15 protein-coding genes are annotated in these 16,059 nt (G+C 69.0%); 7 read left to right on the plus strand and 8 right to left on the minus strand.

The genetic code is table 11. The annotated features are described in order from the left end of the window. Positions 1-119: 119 nt before the first annotated feature. On the plus strand, positions 120-1,220 hold the full coding sequence (locus tag AAIL17_RS17530) for a DUF1615 domain-containing protein (RefSeq protein ID WP_424684114.1): 1,101 nt from the start codon (positions 120-122) through the stop codon (positions 1,218-1,220). 69 nt (positions 1,221-1,289) lie between these two features. Here the strand turns inward: AAIL17_RS17530 and AAIL17_RS17535 are convergent, their stop codons facing one another. Continuing rightward, positions 1,290-1,769 carry an Lrp/AsnC family transcriptional regulator gene (locus AAIL17_RS17535; protein ID WP_424684115.1) on the minus strand — a complete coding sequence of 160 codons (480 nt, stop codon included), beginning with the start codon at positions 1,767-1,769 and terminating at the stop codon, positions 1,290-1,292. A gap of 119 nt (positions 1,770-1,888) precedes the next feature. Between AAIL17_RS17535 and AAIL17_RS17540 the strand changes: the two genes are divergently transcribed. From AAIL17_RS17540 to AAIL17_RS17550, 3 genes are read left to right on the plus strand one after another with little or no spacing between them, the layout of a single operon-like run. Next, positions 1,889-2,839 (plus strand): threonine ammonia-lyase, encoded by a 951-nt coding sequence (locus AAIL17_RS17540; RefSeq protein ID WP_424684116.1) that lies wholly within the window; start codon positions 1,889-1,891, stop codon positions 2,837-2,839. Between the two features lie 27 nt (positions 2,840-2,866). Next, entirely contained in the window at positions 2,867-3,481 is a 615-nt protein-coding gene (locus AAIL17_RS17545; RefSeq protein ID WP_424684117.1) for a glutathione S-transferase family protein, read from the plus strand. Positions 3,482-3,518: 37 nt separating this feature from the next. Further along, positions 3,519-3,728, plus strand: coding sequence for a hypothetical protein (locus AAIL17_RS17550; protein ID WP_424684118.1), 210 nt, complete (start codon positions 3,519-3,521; stop codon positions 3,726-3,728). A gap of 72 nt (positions 3,729-3,800) precedes the next feature. Here the strand turns inward: AAIL17_RS17550 and AAIL17_RS17555 are convergent, their stop codons facing one another. Beyond that, the gene (locus AAIL17_RS17555) at positions 3,801-5,075 is read right to left on the minus strand and encodes a DUF763 domain-containing protein (RefSeq protein ID WP_424684119.1); all 1,275 of its coding nucleotides are present in this window, start codon (positions 5,073-5,075) and stop codon (positions 3,801-3,803) included. Between the two features lie 175 nt (positions 5,076-5,250). Here AAIL17_RS17555 and AAIL17_RS17560 point away from each other — a divergent pair, with 175 nt between their 5' ends. The 3 genes from AAIL17_RS17560 to AAIL17_RS17570 all read left to right on the plus strand — a co-directional run bounded on the left by AAIL17_RS17560 (position 5,251) and on the right by AAIL17_RS17570 (position 8,678). Next, positions 5,251-6,318: an aminoglycoside phosphotransferase family protein gene (locus AAIL17_RS17560; protein WP_424684120.1), complete on the plus strand. Its 1,068-nt coding sequence runs from the start codon at positions 5,251-5,253 to the stop codon at positions 6,316-6,318. Next, complete coding sequence (gene murU, locus AAIL17_RS17565; protein ID WP_424684121.1) at positions 6,315-7,019, plus strand: N-acetylmuramate alpha-1-phosphate uridylyltransferase MurU; 705 nt, start codon at positions 6,315-6,317, stop codon at positions 7,017-7,019. The genes AAIL17_RS17560 and murU overlap by 4 nt, the downstream gene beginning before the upstream one ends. 222 nt (positions 7,020-7,241) lie before the next feature. Further along, a complete protein-coding gene (locus AAIL17_RS17570) occupies positions 7,242-8,678 on the plus strand; it encodes a sensor histidine kinase (protein ID WP_424684122.1) in 1,437 nt (478 codons plus the stop codon). A 431-nt stretch (positions 8,679-9,109) separates the two neighbouring features. Here the strand turns inward: AAIL17_RS17570 and motB are convergent, their stop codons facing one another. The 6 genes from motB to tgt form a co-directional block, all read right to left on the minus strand. After that, a complete protein-coding gene (gene motB, locus AAIL17_RS17575; RefSeq protein WP_424684123.1) occupies positions 9,110-10,165 on the minus strand; it encodes a flagellar motor protein MotB in 1,056 nt (351 codons plus the stop codon). Next, positions 10,162-11,031 (minus strand): flagellar motor stator protein MotA, encoded by an 870-nt coding sequence (motA, locus tag AAIL17_RS17580; RefSeq protein ID WP_424684124.1) that lies wholly within the window; start codon positions 11,029-11,031, stop codon positions 10,162-10,164. Before motA ends, motB begins: the two co-directional genes overlap by 4 nt. A 170-nt stretch (positions 11,032-11,201) precedes the next feature. Then, the gene (secF, locus tag AAIL17_RS17585) at positions 11,202-12,176 is read right to left on the minus strand and encodes a protein translocase subunit SecF (RefSeq protein WP_424684125.1); all 975 of its coding nucleotides are present in this window, start codon (positions 12,174-12,176) and stop codon (positions 11,202-11,204) included. Between the two features lie 72 nt (positions 12,177-12,248). Continuing rightward, on the minus strand, positions 12,249-14,129 hold the full coding sequence (gene secD / locus AAIL17_RS17590) for a protein translocase subunit SecD (RefSeq protein WP_424684126.1): 1,881 nt from the start codon (positions 14,127-14,129) through the stop codon (positions 12,249-12,251). Between the two features lie 78 nt (positions 14,130-14,207). Next, complete coding sequence (gene yajC, locus AAIL17_RS17595) at positions 14,208-14,540, minus strand: preprotein translocase subunit YajC (protein WP_424684127.1); 333 nt, start codon at positions 14,538-14,540, stop codon at positions 14,208-14,210. A gap of 210 nt (positions 14,541-14,750) precedes the next feature. Next, the gene (gene tgt / locus AAIL17_RS17600) at positions 14,751-15,890 is read right to left on the minus strand and encodes a tRNA guanosine(34) transglycosylase Tgt (protein WP_424684128.1); all 1,140 of its coding nucleotides are present in this window, start codon (positions 15,888-15,890) and stop codon (positions 14,751-14,753) included. Positions 15,891-16,059: the final 169 nt, after the last annotated feature.

The following is a 16,059-nucleotide window of genomic DNA, read 5'->3' on the forward strand; positions in this document are numbered from 1 at the left end:
GTGGGCTTCAGCCCACCGTCGGCTTGCGGCGTGCGGTGGGCTGAAGCCCACCCTACGGTCTCGCGGCAGATGTGTCGGCTTCAGTCGCCATTGGCGGGCGCTACGGCAGCATGAGAGACATGCGTGCGCTTTCCCGACCGGTCGTACTGCTTGCTTTGCTCGCCCTGCTCGGCGGCTGTGCGCGGCCGCACGTGGAAGCGCCGCAGCGCCGCCCGGCCGAGGTGCGCGCGCAGATCGCGCGCCTGTTGCCCGCCGACACCGCCGACCGCGCCGGTTGGGCGGCCGATACCTACGCCGCGTTCGCCGCGCTGGACATCCCGCCGACCGACGGCAACCTGTGCGCCGCGCTCGCGGTCGCCGCGCAGGAATCGGGCTTCCACGCCGACCCGGTGGTGCCCGGTCTGGGGACGATCGCGCGCAGGGAGATCGACCGTCGTGCCGCAGGACACCACGTCCCGCAGTTCCTCGTACGCGCCGCACTCGCGCTGAAATCGCCCGACGGCAAGAGCTACGGCGACCGCCTGGCCGCGGTGCGCACCGAGCGCGAGCTGAGCCGGCTGTACGAGGACTTCATCGGCATGGTGCCGCTGGGCAAGCGCCTGCTGGGTGACGACAACCCGGTGCACACGGGCGGACCGATGCAGGTGAGCGTGGCCTTCGCCGAGGACTACGTCGGCTCGCACGACTACCCGTATCCGGTCGACGGCTCTATCCGCCACGAGGTGTTCAGCCGCCGCGGCGGCCTGTACTTCGGCATCGCGCACCTGCTCGGCTACCCGGCCGACTATCCGCAGATGCTCTACCGCTTCGCCGACTACAACGCCGGCTGGTACGCCAGCCGCAACGCCGCGTTCCAGAACGCAGTGAGCGTGGCGTCGGGCATTCCGCTCGACGTCGACGGCGACCTGGTGCGCTACGACGGCGGCGTGGGCGCCACCGAACGTGCCGTGCGCACGCTGGCGCGGCGGCTCGACATGGAGCCGGGCGAAATCCACGACGCGCTTGCCCAGGGCGAGAGCCCCGACTTCGCCCGCAGCGACCTGTACGCGCGCGTGTTCGAGCTGGCCGAGGCCGCCGCGCGCAAGCCGCTGCCGCGGGCCATGCTGCCGCGCATTCGGCTGGAAAGCCCGAAGATCACCCGCAAGCTCACCACTGCGTGGTTCGCCAGGCGCGTCGATGGCCGCTACCAGCGCTGCCTGGCGCAAGCCTCGCGGCGCTGACGGGCCTGGCACGGCAGCCAACGTGAAAGCCGGAACCGGACCGGGCCCTGCCCGGGCGGCGCCGCAGGTTCAGGGCAGCGCCTGCTCCATCGGCAACGCCAGCCCGCGTTTGAGCGTGCCCAGCGCCACCCGCGTGTGGAAGCGGCGCACGTTCGGGTTGTCCTCGAGCAGCCTTTTGGTCAGCGCCTCGTACTCCTCCATATCCCGCGCGGTGACGATCAGCACGTAGTCGCCCTCGCCGGTCACGTACCAGGCCTGCTGGATGGCTGGCTCCGCCCCGATCCACTGCTTCAGCGCATGCAGCAGTTCCGGACGCTCGCGTTCGACTTCGACGTCCACGATCACGGTCAGCGGCCGACCGACGCGCCGCGGATCGACCACGGCGACCTCCGCGGCGATCACCGCCTCCTCGCGCAGCCGAGCCAGCCGCCGCTGCACGGCCGACGCCGAAAGACCGACCTGCGCACCGATCGACTCGGCCGAGCGGCGCGCGTCGGCCTGCAGGATCGCAAGGATGCCGCGGTCGAATTTGTCCAGTTCGATGGCCATGCCGCGCGAACGCCTCGTGGATCGGGGGGAAAACCCGCTTTGCCGGCGCGCAATGCGGCCGCGCCGCGCGGGCGGACCCTAGCATAGGTCGCCGTACCCACTGCACGGCAAACCACCCCGTGAACCTCGCTCCAGATTTCAGCCGGACCCTGCAGGCGGCCCGGCATATCGACCCGGTGTTCCTCGATTCGCCGCTAGCCCGTGACGACGCGCTCGATGCGGCGCTCGGCTGCCAGTTGCTGGCGAAGGTCGAACTGGCCAATCCGCTCGGCTCGTTCAAGGGGCGCGGCACGGAACTGTTCTGCGCCACGGCGCTCGCCCCGGGCGAGACGGTCTGCTGCGCCTCGGCCGGCAATTTCGGCCAGGGCCTCGCGCGGGCGGCGTCGCGCCGCGGCCACGCCTGCATCGTGTTCGCGGCAACCCAGGCCAATCCGGTGAAGATCGAGGCCATGCGCCTCTTCGGCGGCGACGTCCGGCTGCAGGGCCACGACTTCGATGCCGCCAAGCAAGCCGCACGCGAGCATGCCATGGCTCGCGGCGTGCGCTTCGTCGAGGACGGTGCCGAGCCGGCGATCGCCGAGGGCGCCGGCACGCTCGCGCTGGAGCTGCTGCGCGACGCCACGTTCGATGCGGCCATCGTGCCGGTCGGCAACGGCGCGCTGCTCGCCGGCATCGGCACCGTATTGCGCGAGCTCGCGCCCGCGGCCGAGATCGTCGCCGCGGTCGCCGAAAGCGCGCCGGCGATGAAGCTGTCCATCGACGCCGGCCGGGCGATCACCACCAGGGAAGCCCAGACCATCGCGGACGGCATCGCCGTGCGCGTGCCGATCGCGTCGATGCTCCCCCACCTGCGCGCCTGCTGCGATGCCACCGTGGCCGTGTCCGAACCGCAGATCCTCCAGGCCATGCGGCTGATCCATCGCCATCTGGGCCTGGTCGTCGAGCCGGCCGGTGCGGTCGGCGTGGCCGCCATCCTGGCCGACCCGCAGCGCTACGCCGGTCGGCGGATCGCCACCGTGCTGAGCGGCGGAAACATCTCCGACGCATTGCGCACGCGCCTGTTCCCCTGAAACCCTCAATCGCCCGCAGAGAACTGCATGAAGCTGCTCTACCAGACCCATTCGCCCTACGCCCGCAAGGTGCTGGTGGCCGCCCACGAACTGGGCATGGCCGACCGCCTCGAGGTGATCCACCACGAAACCAGCCCGACCCGCCGCAACGACGAGGTCTTCGCGTTCAACCCGTTGGGCAAGGTGCCGGTGCTGATCGATACCGGTCTGACGCTTTTCGATTCGAACGTCATCTGCGAATACCTCGATCACCTCGACGGCCGGTCGAGGTTGATTCCGACCGATGCGGTCGCGCGCTATCGCACCCTGCAACTGCAGGCGCTCGCCCAGGGCATGGCCGATGCCGGCATCGCCGTGCGCTGGGAAGCCGAACGCCGCCCCGAAGCGCTGCGCTGGCCGGCGATGCGCGAGGGGCAACGGGCGAAGATCGTGGCCGCGTGCGATTACCTCGAGGCGCACATGGACGAGGGACTTGCGACGGACCTCGGCGCCATCGCGGTGGCAACCACCCTGAGCTGGATCGAGTTCCGCCACGTCCACGATTTCCAGGCAGGGCGGCCACGGCTGGCGGCCTGGTATGCGCGCTTCTGCGAGCGCCCTTCGATGCTCGCCACCGCCTTGAGCGGCGACACGCTCGATTGATCGCCACGCACTGCAACCCGCCTCTTGCGAGAACGCCATGACTTCCCTGTGGACCGACCTGCTGTTCCTGCACGGCCATTGCAGCGACTGGCGCCTCGCGCGCCGGCTGGTCCGGGCCGCACCGCCGGCGGACGATCCCGCCGTACCCGTGAAACCATCGGCCATCGCGCTTCGGCGGACCTGGTCCCATCTACCGTGGTTGCGGCTGTGCCTTGGCATCGGCGACGGCGAAATCCACCGGCAGTGATGTCGTTGGCCAGGCAGGCGAAGTCCCGCACACGCCCCGCGGGAGGCGGCGGCCCGGAGCCCGCGCCCGAAGCTAGGAGGCCTTCTTCCGTCCGGCCGGCTGCATCGCCGGCGGCTCCCAGCCGAACACGCTGCGCCCGCCGTATTCGTGCGAGCGCTGACGCTCCTCGGCGATGTACTGCGCGACCGACGGCCCCTTGGCGTGCTGCTCCAGCCGGCGCGCCTGCTCGTCCAGCCGCTTCAGCGCCGCGAGTTGCTCGTCGCGTCCGAGCTTCGCGTTTTCCACCGCGGACTTCAGCACGCCGATGGTGTGGTCGTAGACGCGCGTGGGCACAGGGAACGGGTGGCGATCCTTGCCGCCGTGCGCCAGCGAGAAGCGCGCGGGATCGCTGAAGCGGCACGGCGCGCCGTGCACCACTTCGGCCACCATCGCCAACGCGCGCACGGTGCGGGCGCCCACGCCGGGGACCTGCAGCAGTTCGGTGAAATCGCGAGGGCCGTTTTCCGCCGCGGCGGCGAGCGCGCCGTGCAGGCGACGCGCAACCACGTCGCTGCCGCGCACGTCATGGTGATCGGGCATTACCAGGTGCGGCAGCAGACCGAGCTGCAGCGGCGCTTCGACGGAGGTCGTCGCGGGTTTGCCTTCGATCCGCGTGAACTCGCGCGCGATGCCATCGGGCCCGAGCGCCTGCAGCAGCTCCAACTGCGCCAGGCGCGAGGCCTGCGCGCGGCGATCGGCCAGGTTCACGATGCGTCCCTGCCCCGGCCCGTCCACCGCCGCGTGCGGGTCGTCGACGAAACTCGTCAGGTTCTCCGACAGCCAGTGGTAGCGGCGCGCCTGCCGGCGCTCGCCGTTCATGCCCTGCTGCACCACTACCCATTGGCCGTCGTCGCTGACGATGAAGCCGTGCAGGTAGAGGTCGAAGCCGTCCTGCACCGCGGCGCTGTCCACTTTCGCCACCAGCCGGCTTGCGCTCGCCAGGGCGCCGCCGTCGAAACCGACCTTCTCGCCGATCGCCACCAGCTCGCCCGGCGTGGCGCGCGAGTGCTTGCCGCGCCCGCCGCAGACGTGGATGCCGAGCTCGGCCGACAGCGGCTCCAGCCCGCGCTTGAGCGCACCGATCACGCTGGTGGTGATGCCCGACGAATGCCAGTCCATGCCCATCACGGCGCCAAAGGACTGGAACCAGAACGGATGCGCCAGCCGCCGCAGGAACTCGTCGCGGCCGTACTCGCGCACGATCGCCTCGGCCATCAGCGCGCCCAGCCGAGTCATCCGGTCCGCCAGCCAGCGCGGCACGCGACCGCCATGCAGCGGCAGGTCGGCGCTTCCGGATCGTCGGGTCATGCGGGCGGGTTTCCAGGTGGTGATGTGCGAGGCAGTCGGCAGGACCTGCCGGCCACGAGTATCGCAAAGCCCAGTCTCACGGGATGAACCCTTGCCCGCCGGCAGCCGAGCCTTCCCATGGACCGCGCGCGCGTCGCCTCGCTAAGCTGACGCGATGCCCGCGACCGACCCGCCCATGACCGCCACCCCCGACCGCGCTGCCGACCGTCTCGCCTGGGCGCGTGCCGCGCTCGGCGATCCCTCGCTCACGCTAGAGCCCGCCTCGTCCGACGCCAGCTTCCGCAGCTACTGGCGCGCGCACGCCAACGGCGGCAGCGTGATCGTGATGGACTCGCCGCCCGCACAGGAAGATCCCGCGCCCTGGGTCGAGATCGGCGGGCGCCTGCGCGCGGCCGGCCTGCACGTGCCGGCGGTGCTGGCGCAGGACCTGGCGCAGGGTTTCCTGCTGATCGAGGACCTGGGCCACCGGCTCTACCTGCCGGCGCTCGACGAAGCCAGCGCCGATGCGCTCTACGGCCAGGCCATGGACGCGTTGCTGCGCATCCAGGCCGGCGTCGACGGCGCCTCGCTGCCGCCCTACAACCACGCCTTCCTGCAGCGTGAGCTGGAGCTGATGCCCGAATGGTTCCTGCAGCGCCACCTGGGCTACACGCCCGAGTGCGAAGAGTGGGACGTGATCGAGCAGGCGTTCACCGTGCTGCTGCACAACGCCGCCGAGCAGCCGCGCGTGTTCGTGCACCGCGACTTCCACAGCCGTAACCTGCTGGTCGTCGAGCCGCCGACGGATGATCCGGCCGTTTTGTGGAACCCGGGCGTCATCGCGCCAGGGCTCTTGAGCCCTGGCATTATCGATTTCCAGGGCGCGCTGTACGGCCCGCTCGCCTACGACCTCGCCTCGCTGCTGCGCGATTGCTACATCGCCTGGGACGAGGCGCGCGTGGCGCAGTGGGCGGAACACTACCGCCAGCGCGCGCAGCACGCGGGCCTGCTCGATGCCACGGTTGGCCGCGACCATTTCCGCCGCTGGTTCGACCTGATCGGGCTGCAGCGCCACCTCAAGGTGCTCGGCATCTTCTGCCGCCTGTGGTATCGCGACGGCAAGCGCGGCTACCTCGCCGACCTGCCGCGCGTGCTCGGCTACGTGCTGGACGTTTCGCGACGCTATCCCGAACTGGCGGACTTCGCCGCGCTGGTCGAGCGTTGCGTGGGCGGGCGCGACATCACCGCGCCGGCCGCCGCATGAGGCACGCGCTGATCTTCGCCGCCGGCCTGGGCGAGCGCATGCGCCCGCTCACCGACCACACGCCCAAGCCGTTGCTCCAGGCCGGCGGCAAGCCGCTGATCGCGTGGCACCTGGAGAAGCTCGCCGACGCCGGCGTGCACTACGTGGTGATCAACACCTCGCACCTGGCCGAACAGTTTCCCGAGGCGCTGGGCGACGGCAGCCGCTGGGGCCTGCGCATCCGCTACGCATACGAGGGCCCGACCCCGCTGGAAACCGGCGGCGGCATGCTCAACGCGCTGCCGCTGCTGGGCGAGGCGCCGTTCATCGCAGTCAACGGCGACATCCACAGCGACGTGGACTACGCCGCGCTGCCTGCGGAACCGCAAGGACTCGCGTACCTGGTGATGGTCGACAACCCCACCCACCATCCGGACGGCGACTTCATGCTGGACGCGCACGGGCGGCTGCACGCCGATGGCACGCCGCGCCTGACCTTCAGCGGCATCGGGATCTACCGGCGCGAGCTGCTGCAGGACTGGCGCGCGACGATCGGCGACACGTCCGGTGCCGAGGCCACGCCCCCGCGCTTCAAGCTGGCGCCGCTGCTGCGCGCGGCGATGGCCGCCGGTCGGGCGCACGGCGCACACCATCGCGGCCGTTGGACCGACGTGGGAACCCCCGCCCGCCTGGCCGACCTGGACGCACGCCTGCGCCGCTAGCCGACGCGGTCACGGAAACGCGAACTTGCGAGCGGTGACCGGGCCGCCCCGCCGCAGCAGGCGGTAAGCTCCCACCGCCGGCCGCCCGTGGCGCCAGTCAGCAGGCTGTCGCTGACTCGCACGTCGATGACATGGCCTACATGGGCCGTGCCTATAGTGGGCAGAAAACAACCAAGAAAACGGCTCATGGACGAAAACGGACGGACCCAATCCGAACCGGGAATGCTCCAGCGCGTGCGCGCCTACGACTGGGGAGCAACCGCTCTGGGCCCGATCGAACGATGGTCGCAGGCGCTGCGCACGGCGGTGGACATCACCCTTTCCTCCAACCTGCCGATGGTGATGGCGTGGGGTCCGGACGCGCAGCTGATATACAACGACGGTTACGCCGTATTCGCCGGGGCGCGCCATCCCTACCTGCTCGGGCTCAACGTGCGGGCGGCATGGCCCGAGGTTGCCGATTTCAACCAGCACGTGCTGGACACGACGCTGGCGGGGAATCCGCTTTCCTACAAGGACCAGCCGATGGTGCTATTCCGCAACGGCCATCCGGAAGACGTGTGGCTCGACCTCGATTACATCCCGCTGCGCGACACCGACGGCGTGCCGCGCGGCTTCCTTGCCGTAGTGGTGGAAACGACCGCGCGCGTCAATGCCGAGCGCGCCTACCACCGCGCGCGCGAGCAGGTCGAACTGGCGCTCGATGCCGGCGCGGTGATCGGCACCTGGCTGTGGGACGTGCAGGCGAACCGGGTCACCGGCGACCATCGCTTTGCCCACGCGTTCTCGCTCGACCCCGCGCAGGCGGCGGCCGGGCTGCCCGTCGAGACCTTCCTGGAACGCATCCATCCGCGCGACCTGCCGGAGGTGGAAGTGCGCATCGACGAGAGCATCCATCAGGGCGCGCCCTACCGTAACCAGTACCGCATCCGCCAGCCGGATGACAGCTACCTGTGGGTCGAGGCCTCCGGACGCTGCGAGCACGACGAGGAAGGCCGCCCCACTTGCTTCGCCGGCCTGATGGTCGACGTGCATGAGCGCAAGCTCGCCGAGCAACAGCAGCGCACGATGATCAACGAGCTCAACCACCGGGTGAAGAACACCCTGGCGATCGTGCAGTCCCTGGCGGTGCAGTCCTTCAACGGGGCTTCTTCGGTGGAAAGCGCGGCCGAGGTGTTCAACGCACGCCTGATCTCGCTTTCGCACGCGCACGACGTGCTCACCCGCGAACACTGGCACAGCGCGCTGCTGAGCGATCTGGTGGAGCAGATGGCGCGCTCGCATGACTTCCGCGGCAGCGAGCGCTTCGACATCGCCGGACCGCGGGTGCGGTTGTCGCCGCAGAACGCACTGTCCTTCGCCATGGCGCTGCACGAGCTGGCCACCAACGCGATCAAGTACGGCGCGCTCGGCGACCGTGGCGGCGGCGTGCGCATCCACTGGTGCGTGGGCGAGTCCAACGGCCGGCCCATCCTGCACCTGGACTGGATCGAACACGGCGGCCCGCCGGTACGCCCGCCGACCCACAAGGGCTTCGGCATGCGCCTGATCGAGCGCAGCCTCAACCCGGCGCGCAATGGTGCGGTAAGCATCGACTACCGGGAGAGCGGCCTGGCCTGCCACATCGCCGTGCCGTTGCCGGAGGTGGAGGAGGAGTGAGGCGGCTTGAGCCGTCTCGCCTCGGGGAGATGGTTGGGTGAGGGCTCTTGCGACCAACTCGCCATCGTGCCGGTCTGAAGCGCGTCAAGGCGCTGCAGGGGGATTGCCGCGAGCCCCGGCCCCTCACCCCAGCCCTCTCCCCGGAGGGGAGAGGGAGCAAAGCGGATACCCGCTCGTGAGCCAGCGTAGTGAGCTCGGATTGAGCCCTCTCCCCGGAGGGGGAGGGTTGGGTGAGGGGCGCTCTTGCGACCAACTCGCCATCGTGCCGGTCTGAAGCGCGTCAAGGTGCTGCCGGGGGATTGCCGCGAGCCCCGGCCCCTCACCCCAGCCCGCTCCCCGAGGGGAGAGGGAGCAAAGCGGACACCGCTCGCCAGCCAGCGTAGTGACCTCGGCATGAGGTCTCTTCCTGGAGGAAGAGGGAGAGCGCGTTACTAACGGCCGGCCGGGCGCAGCGTGGGTGGCACCGGGAGCACCGTCGCCGCGATCGGCATGCCGGCCGGGGCGGTGCCGGCGGGTTCGCTGGCGACAGGCATGCCGGTCGACGGTGCCGATGGCGTCGCCACGGCCGCCGTCGGCGGCCCCTTCGGCGGTGTCGGCTTGCTGTCGACCACGTCCTGCGAGAGCGCCGCCGCCTCGGCTTCCTTGGTCATCACGATGATGCTGATGCGCCGGTTGATCGGGTTGTCCGGATGGGTCTTGTCCAACGGCACCGAGGCGGCCAGGCCCACCACGCGCGCGGTCTTGCCCTTGTCCATGCCTCCGGCCAGCAGCGCGCGGCGCGCCGCATTGGCACGGTCGGTAGACAACTCCCAGTTGCTGTAGTCGCGCTCGTTGATGTAAGGCGCGTCGTCGGTGTGGCCGGTGATGCTGATGCGGTTGGGCACGCGGTTGATGAAGGTGCCCAGCTCGCCGAGGATCGCGCGGGTGTAGTCCTTCAGCTTGGCGCTGCCCAGGTCGAACATCGGCCGGTTGAGCTTGTCGACGATCTGGATGCGCAGGCCTTCGGAGGTGATGTCCAGCAGCAACTGGTCCTTGAACGGCGCCAGCGCCTGGCTGTTCTGGATCGCCGCGTGCAATTGCTGCATCAGCTCCTGCAGGCGCGCCTTCTCCTGCGCGCGTGCCTGCTTGTCGATTTCCTCTTTCGAGGCAGCGCCCGGCGGGCCATTGTGGCGGTCCTTGCCGGGGCCGTGGGAAAGATCCATCGCGCCGCCGAGCTGCACCGCTGCGTCGCTGGCGCCACCCGGACCCATCTGGCCCGGCGGGGCGACCGTGGCGTTGCCGGGGGTCATGCTCGGGTTGCGGAAATACTCGGAGATCGCCGCCTTCTGCTCGCGCGTGCCGGCTCCGAGGATCCACATGACCAGGAAGAACGCCATCATCGCGGTGACGAAGTCGGCATAGGCCACCTTCCAGGCGCCGCCGTGGTAGCCGTGCGTCTTCTTCCTGACCCGCTTGATGATGATCGGCGGGCCGCCGTCCTCGCTCATGCGCCGGCCCCGGCGCGGGCGCCCTTGAGGTGATCCTCCAGGTCCTGGAAGTTCGGGCGCGACTGTGCCGACAGCACCTTGCGCGCGAACTCCACGGACACCTTCGGGTTGTAGCCGCGCAGGTTGCCCAGCAGCGCCACCTTGACGCACTCGAAGGCCTTGCCGTCCTCGCGCACGCGGCTTTCCATCGCCGCGGCGAGCGGTCCGACGAAGCCGTAGCAGAGCAGGATGCCCAGGAAGGTGCCGACCAGCGCGCCGGCGATGTGCGCGCCGATGCGCGAGGTGTCGCCGCCCAGGTTGGACATGGTGGTGACGATGCCGAGCACCGCCGCGACGATGCCGAAGCCGGGCAGGCCGTCGGCCATCTTCGCCACCGCCTGTGCGGGCGCCTCGGCCTCGGCGTGATGGTTTTCCACTTCGGCATCGAGCAGCGCCTCCAGTTCGTGCGCCTCCATGCTGCCGCCGACGATCAGGCGCAGGCAGTCGGTGATGAACTCGACCAGGTGGTGTTCGCCCAGCAGCCGCGGGTAGGCGGAGAACACCGAGCTCGATTGCGGGTCCTCGATGTGCGGCTCCATGCCGAGCACGCCTTCCTTGCGCATCACGCCGAAGATGTCGTACAGCAGCGCGAGCAGGTCCACGTAGTCCTGCTTGCGGTACTTCGGACCCTTCATCAGGCCGGCCACGTCGCGCAGCGCCCCCTTGACGATCTTGCCGGGATTGGCGGCCAGGAACGCGCCGATCGCACCACCGAAGATGATCAGCAGTTCGTAGGGCTGCCACAGCGCCATCAGCTGCCCATGCGACATCACATAGCCGCCGAGCACGCAGCCGAGCACGACCAACGTTCCAACCAGAACCAGCATTTCAAACTCCGGGCGCGCGACGCCTAGCAAGCACTCCGGGTTATCGGTCGGGCGGAGGAAAAATTGAACGGTCCGGTTCGGCCGGAAACGAGTTCCCGTTCACCGTTGCGCGGCCCCAAAAAAGAAGCCCGGCGCTGGGCCGGGCTCCTGGCGGAAAGCCTGGGCGGCGCTCAGGGCCGCCGTGCCAGTTCCGGGTTGTCCTTGGTCTGCGGCATCAGGTCCTTCTTGGACACGCCCAGCCACAGCAGGATCGGGCTGGCCACGAAGATCGAGGACAGCGTACCGACCACGATGCCGATCAGCATGGTGATCGCGAAACCGTGCACCTGCGGGCCACCGATGAAGAACAGCGCGGCCATGGTGATGCCGGTGAACAGCGAGGTGATGATGGTTCGCGACAGCGTAGTGTTGATCGAGCGGTTGAGGATCTCCTCCGGATCGGCCTTGCGCGCCAACCGGAACAGCTCGCGGATACGGTCGAACACCACCACCTTGTCGTTGATCGAGTAGCCGATCACCGCCAGCACCGAAGCCAGCACGGTCAGGTCGAACTCGCGCTGCACCAGCGAGATCACGCCCAGCGTCACCAGGGTGTCGTGCACCTCGGTGAGCAGCGCGGCGATCGCGAAGCGGCGCTCGAAGCGGATCCACAGGTACACGCCGATGCCGATGATCACGAAGATCGCCGCGATCGAGCCGTCGCTCTTGAGCTCGTCGCCCACCTGGGGGCTGACGAAGCTGTGGCTGCTCTCCACCGCGTCCGGGCGCTCCTTCTTGAGCGCGGCCATCACGCTGGCGGCGACCTTGTCGGCGCGCGACGAGGCGCCCTCGCCCGGGGCGGCCGCCCCGTCCTTGCCGTCGGCCTTGGGCTGCAGGCGGATCAGCACCTGGCGCGAACCGCCCAGGCTCTGCACCACCGGGTTCTCGATGCCGGCCTCGTCCAGCGCCTTGCGCACGTCGCCGATGTCGATCGTATTGTCGTACTTGACCTCGACCGAGATGCCACCGGTGAAATCCAGGCCGTAGTTGAGGCCGCGGGTGAGCAGCAGCCCTATCGAGGCGATCATCAGCAGCGCCGCGATGACGATGCTGATCTTGCGCCAGTGCAGGAACGGGACATTGCTGTTGTGGTTGAAGATTTCCATTGAGGTTCTCTGTACGGAGGTCCGTCTCCGGGGCAAAAGCGGCCATCCATGGCCGCACTCTTCAATAAGTGCTTAGACCGAAAGGGTCTTGAGCTTGCGGTTGCCGTGGATCAACGCGGTGATCGCGTGGGTCACGGTGACCGAGGTGAACATCGAGGTCAGGATGCCGATCAGCAGCGTCACGCCGAAGCCCTTGATCGGACCCGAGCCCATGGTGGTGAGCGCCAGGGCGGCGATCAGGTGGGTGACGTTGGCGTCCAGGATGGTCGCCCAGGCCTTGTCGTAGCCGGCGCGGATGGCCGCGTGCGGGCTGGAGCCGTTGCGCAGTTCCTCGCGCACGCGTTCGCAGATCAGCACGTTGGCGTCGATCGCCATGCCCAGGGTCAGCACGATACCGGCGATGCCCGGCATCGTCAGGGTCACGCCGATCATCGACATCACCGCGACCAGGATCACCAGGTTGAAGAACAGCGCGATGTCGGCCACCAGGCCGAACAGGTGGTAGTAGATCGCGGCGGCCAGCAGCACCAGCCCCAGGCCCAGCAGCACGGCACGCAGACCCTTCTGGATGTTGTCCTGGCCCATGCTCGGGCCGATCACGGACTGCGAAGCGATGTTCATCGGTGCGGCCAGCGAGCCGCCCTTGAGCAGCAGCGCCAGTTCGGAGGCTTCCTTCGGGCTGGCCAGGCCGGTGGTCTGGAACTGCTTGCCGAACACGCCCTGGATGGTCGCGTCGTTGATCACTTCCTGGGTGGTGTGCGGCACGTGCACTTCCTTGCCGTCGACGATCTTGGTGTCGTAGACGGTCTCCACGTACACCACCGCCATCGGCTTGCCGACGTTGGCGCTGGTGAAGTCGAGCATCTTCTTGGCGCCGGAGGCGCTCAGGGTCACGTCCACCTTGGGCGTACCGCTCTGCTGGTCGACGCCGGAGGAGGCGTCCACCAGCTCGTCGCCGGTGGCGATGATGCGCTTGCTGACCAGCACTGGGCGGTTGGTGCCGCGCTCGTAGTAGAGGTTGGCTTCCGGCGGGATATTGCCGGTGCGCGCGGCCTCGACGGCGCGCGGATCGCCGGGGAAGCCGATGCCGGCGCGGTACTCCAGCGTCGCAATCGCGCCGATCACCTTCTTCGCCTCGGCCGGGTTCTGTACGCCGGCCAGCTCCACCACGATCTGGTCCTCGCCCTGCTGCTGGATCAGCGGCTCGGACACGCCCAGCGCGTTGATGCGGTTGCGCAGCGTGGCGGTGTTCTGGCGGATGGTCGCCAGCGCCAGCTCGCGCAGCTTCTCCGGCTTGACCGAGGCGGTGAGCAGGAAGCGGTCGCCGGTGCTTGCGCCGTCGCGCACCAGCAGGTCGGGGTATTCGGTGGTGATCACGTCGGTGGCGGCGCTGCGGTCGGCGGCCGAGCGCAGCACCACGCCGATGCCCTGCCCGCGCTGGGCACTGCGGGTCACCGATTCGTAGCGGATGTTCTTCTCGCGCAGCAGGCTGCGGATGTCGTCGGCGTAGCGTTCTTCCTGCTTGTCGACCACCGCGTTCTGGTCCACTGCCATCAGGAAGTGCACGCCGCCCTGCAGGTCCAGGCCCAGCGGCATCGAGTTGGCGTGGATGGCGCGCAGCCAGCCCGGCACGGTGGAGGCCAGGTTGAGCGCGACGGTGTAGTTGTCGCCCAGCGCGCCCTTGACCACGTCGGCCGCCTTGGCCTGCACGTCGGCGTTAGGGAAGTCGGCCACCAGGTGGTCGCCCTCGATCGCCAGTCCGCTGTAGACCACCTTCTGCGCCGTCAGCGCGTCGGCGACCTTCTGCTTGACCAAGGCATCGAGCGGCGCGCCGTGGGTGGCGAGCACCTGCACCGACGGCACCGGCGGGAACGCGTTGGGCAAGGCGTAGATGATGCCGAACAGCAATACCAACGCGACCAGCGCGTATTTCCAGCGTGGAAAGTCACTCATGCCTGGGAAGCCCGTTCTCGTTACTGCGAACGCCGCGGCCCCCTCGGCCGCGGCGGATGGCCTGGCTGGCCGGAAGGATCAGGACGACTTCAGCGTGCCCTTGGGCAGCACCTGCGAGATGGCGCCCTTCTGCAGCTTGATCTTCACGTTCGGCGCGATCTCGACGGTGAGGAAACTCTCGCCCACCTCTTCGACGCGGCCGGCGATGCCGCCGTTGCTGACGATCTCGTCGCCCTTGGCCAGCGCCGACACCATGTTGCGGTGTTCCTTCTGGCGCTTCATCTGCGGGCGGATCATCAGGAAATAGAAGATGACGAACAGCGCGATCAGCGGCAGGAAGCTGAAGAGCGGGTTGCCCGGTGCAGCGGCGGGGGCCGCCTGGGCCAGCATGAGGGACATCGGGAGACTCATCGTTTCATCCTGCAAGTAGCGGCGTGGACAGGAAATTTCCGCCCCCGCCAAGAAAAAGGTCTTGGATTATGCCATGCGCCCCCAGGGCATGCACGGCAGCTTCACGCGTTCCTGCATGGCGGCACGGGGTCGCGTTTGCAAGCAGCGCGCCTTGGGAAAGGCGCCATGGGCGGAAAGTTCCGCCCCGCCCCGGCGGCCCCTCGGGGGGCTTCAAATCGCCGCACCCCGGCGGCGGGCGTAGAACGCGGCGACGAAATCCTCCAGCGTGCCGGCGGCGATCACGCCGCGCAGGCCCGCCATCAACCGCTGGTAGTGGCGCAGGTTGTGGTGCGTGGCCAACTGGCTCGCCAGGATCTCGTTGCAGCGGTCCAGGTGGCGCAGGTAGGCACGCGAGAAGCCGTTGGCGCAGGCATAACAGTCGCAGCCTTCCTCGATCACGCGGGTATCGTCGGCATACTTGGCGTTGCGGATGCGCAGGGTGCCCTCGGGCACGAACAGGAAGCCATTGCGCGCGTTGCGGGTCGGCATCACGCAATCGAACATGTCGATGCCGCGGCGCACCGCCTCGACGATGTCCTCCGGCCGGCCCACGCCCATCAGGTAGCGGGGCTTGTCCTGCGGCAGCAGGCCCACGGTGAAGTCCAGCGTGTGGTTGCGCTCGGCCTCCGGCTCGCCGACGGCCAGGCCGCCCACCGCGTAACCGTCGAAACCGATGCCGACCAGGCCCTCGGCCGAGCGGCGGCGCAGCGGCTCGTACACGCCGCCCTGCACGATGCCGAACAGCGCGTTGGGCGGCCTGGAACGGGCACGTTGCAGCTCGTCGAAGGCGCGGCGCGAACGCTCGGCCCAGCGCAGCGACATCTCCATCGAGTCCGCGGCCTGCTTCTCCGTCGCCGGGTAAGGCGTGCACTCGTCGAAGATCATCGCGATGTCCGAGTCCAGCACCGTCTGGATCTTCATCGACACTTCCGGCGACAGGAACACCTTCGACCCGTCCACCGGCGAGGCGAAGGTCACGCCCTCCTCGGCCAGCTTGCGCTTGTGCGCCAGCGAGAACACCTGGAAGCCGCCGGAGTCGGTGAGGATCGGCTTGTTCCAGCCGATGAAGCGGTGCAGGCCGCCGAACTTCTCCACAATCTCCAGGCCGGGCCGCAGGTAGAGGTGGAAGGTGTTGCCCAGGATGATCTCGGCGCCGAGCTCGGTGAGGTCGCGCGGCGTCATCGCCTTGACCGAGCCGTAGGTGCCCACGGGCATGAAGGCGGGCGTCTCCACCGTGCCGCGCGCAAAGGCTAGGCGGCCGCGGCGGGCGACGCCGTCGCGGGCCAGCAGTTCGAAAGTCATGGAAGTCATCGCGCCATTATCGCCGCTTTTCGCTCCCTCTCCCCTGCGGGGAGAGGGTTGGGGTGAGGGGGCGGGTCTTGCGGCAAAGGAAAATCGAGCGAGGCTCTGATTGCTCTCAAGGCGAGCCCCGGCCCCCCACCCTCACCCTCCCCCCGAAGGGGAGAGGGGAAGTAAGAGC

It is taken from the genome of Frateuria sp. YIM B11624 (assembly GCF_049727805.1).
Lineage (GTDB): Bacteria > Pseudomonadota > Gammaproteobacteria > Xanthomonadales > Rhodanobacteraceae > Frateuria_A.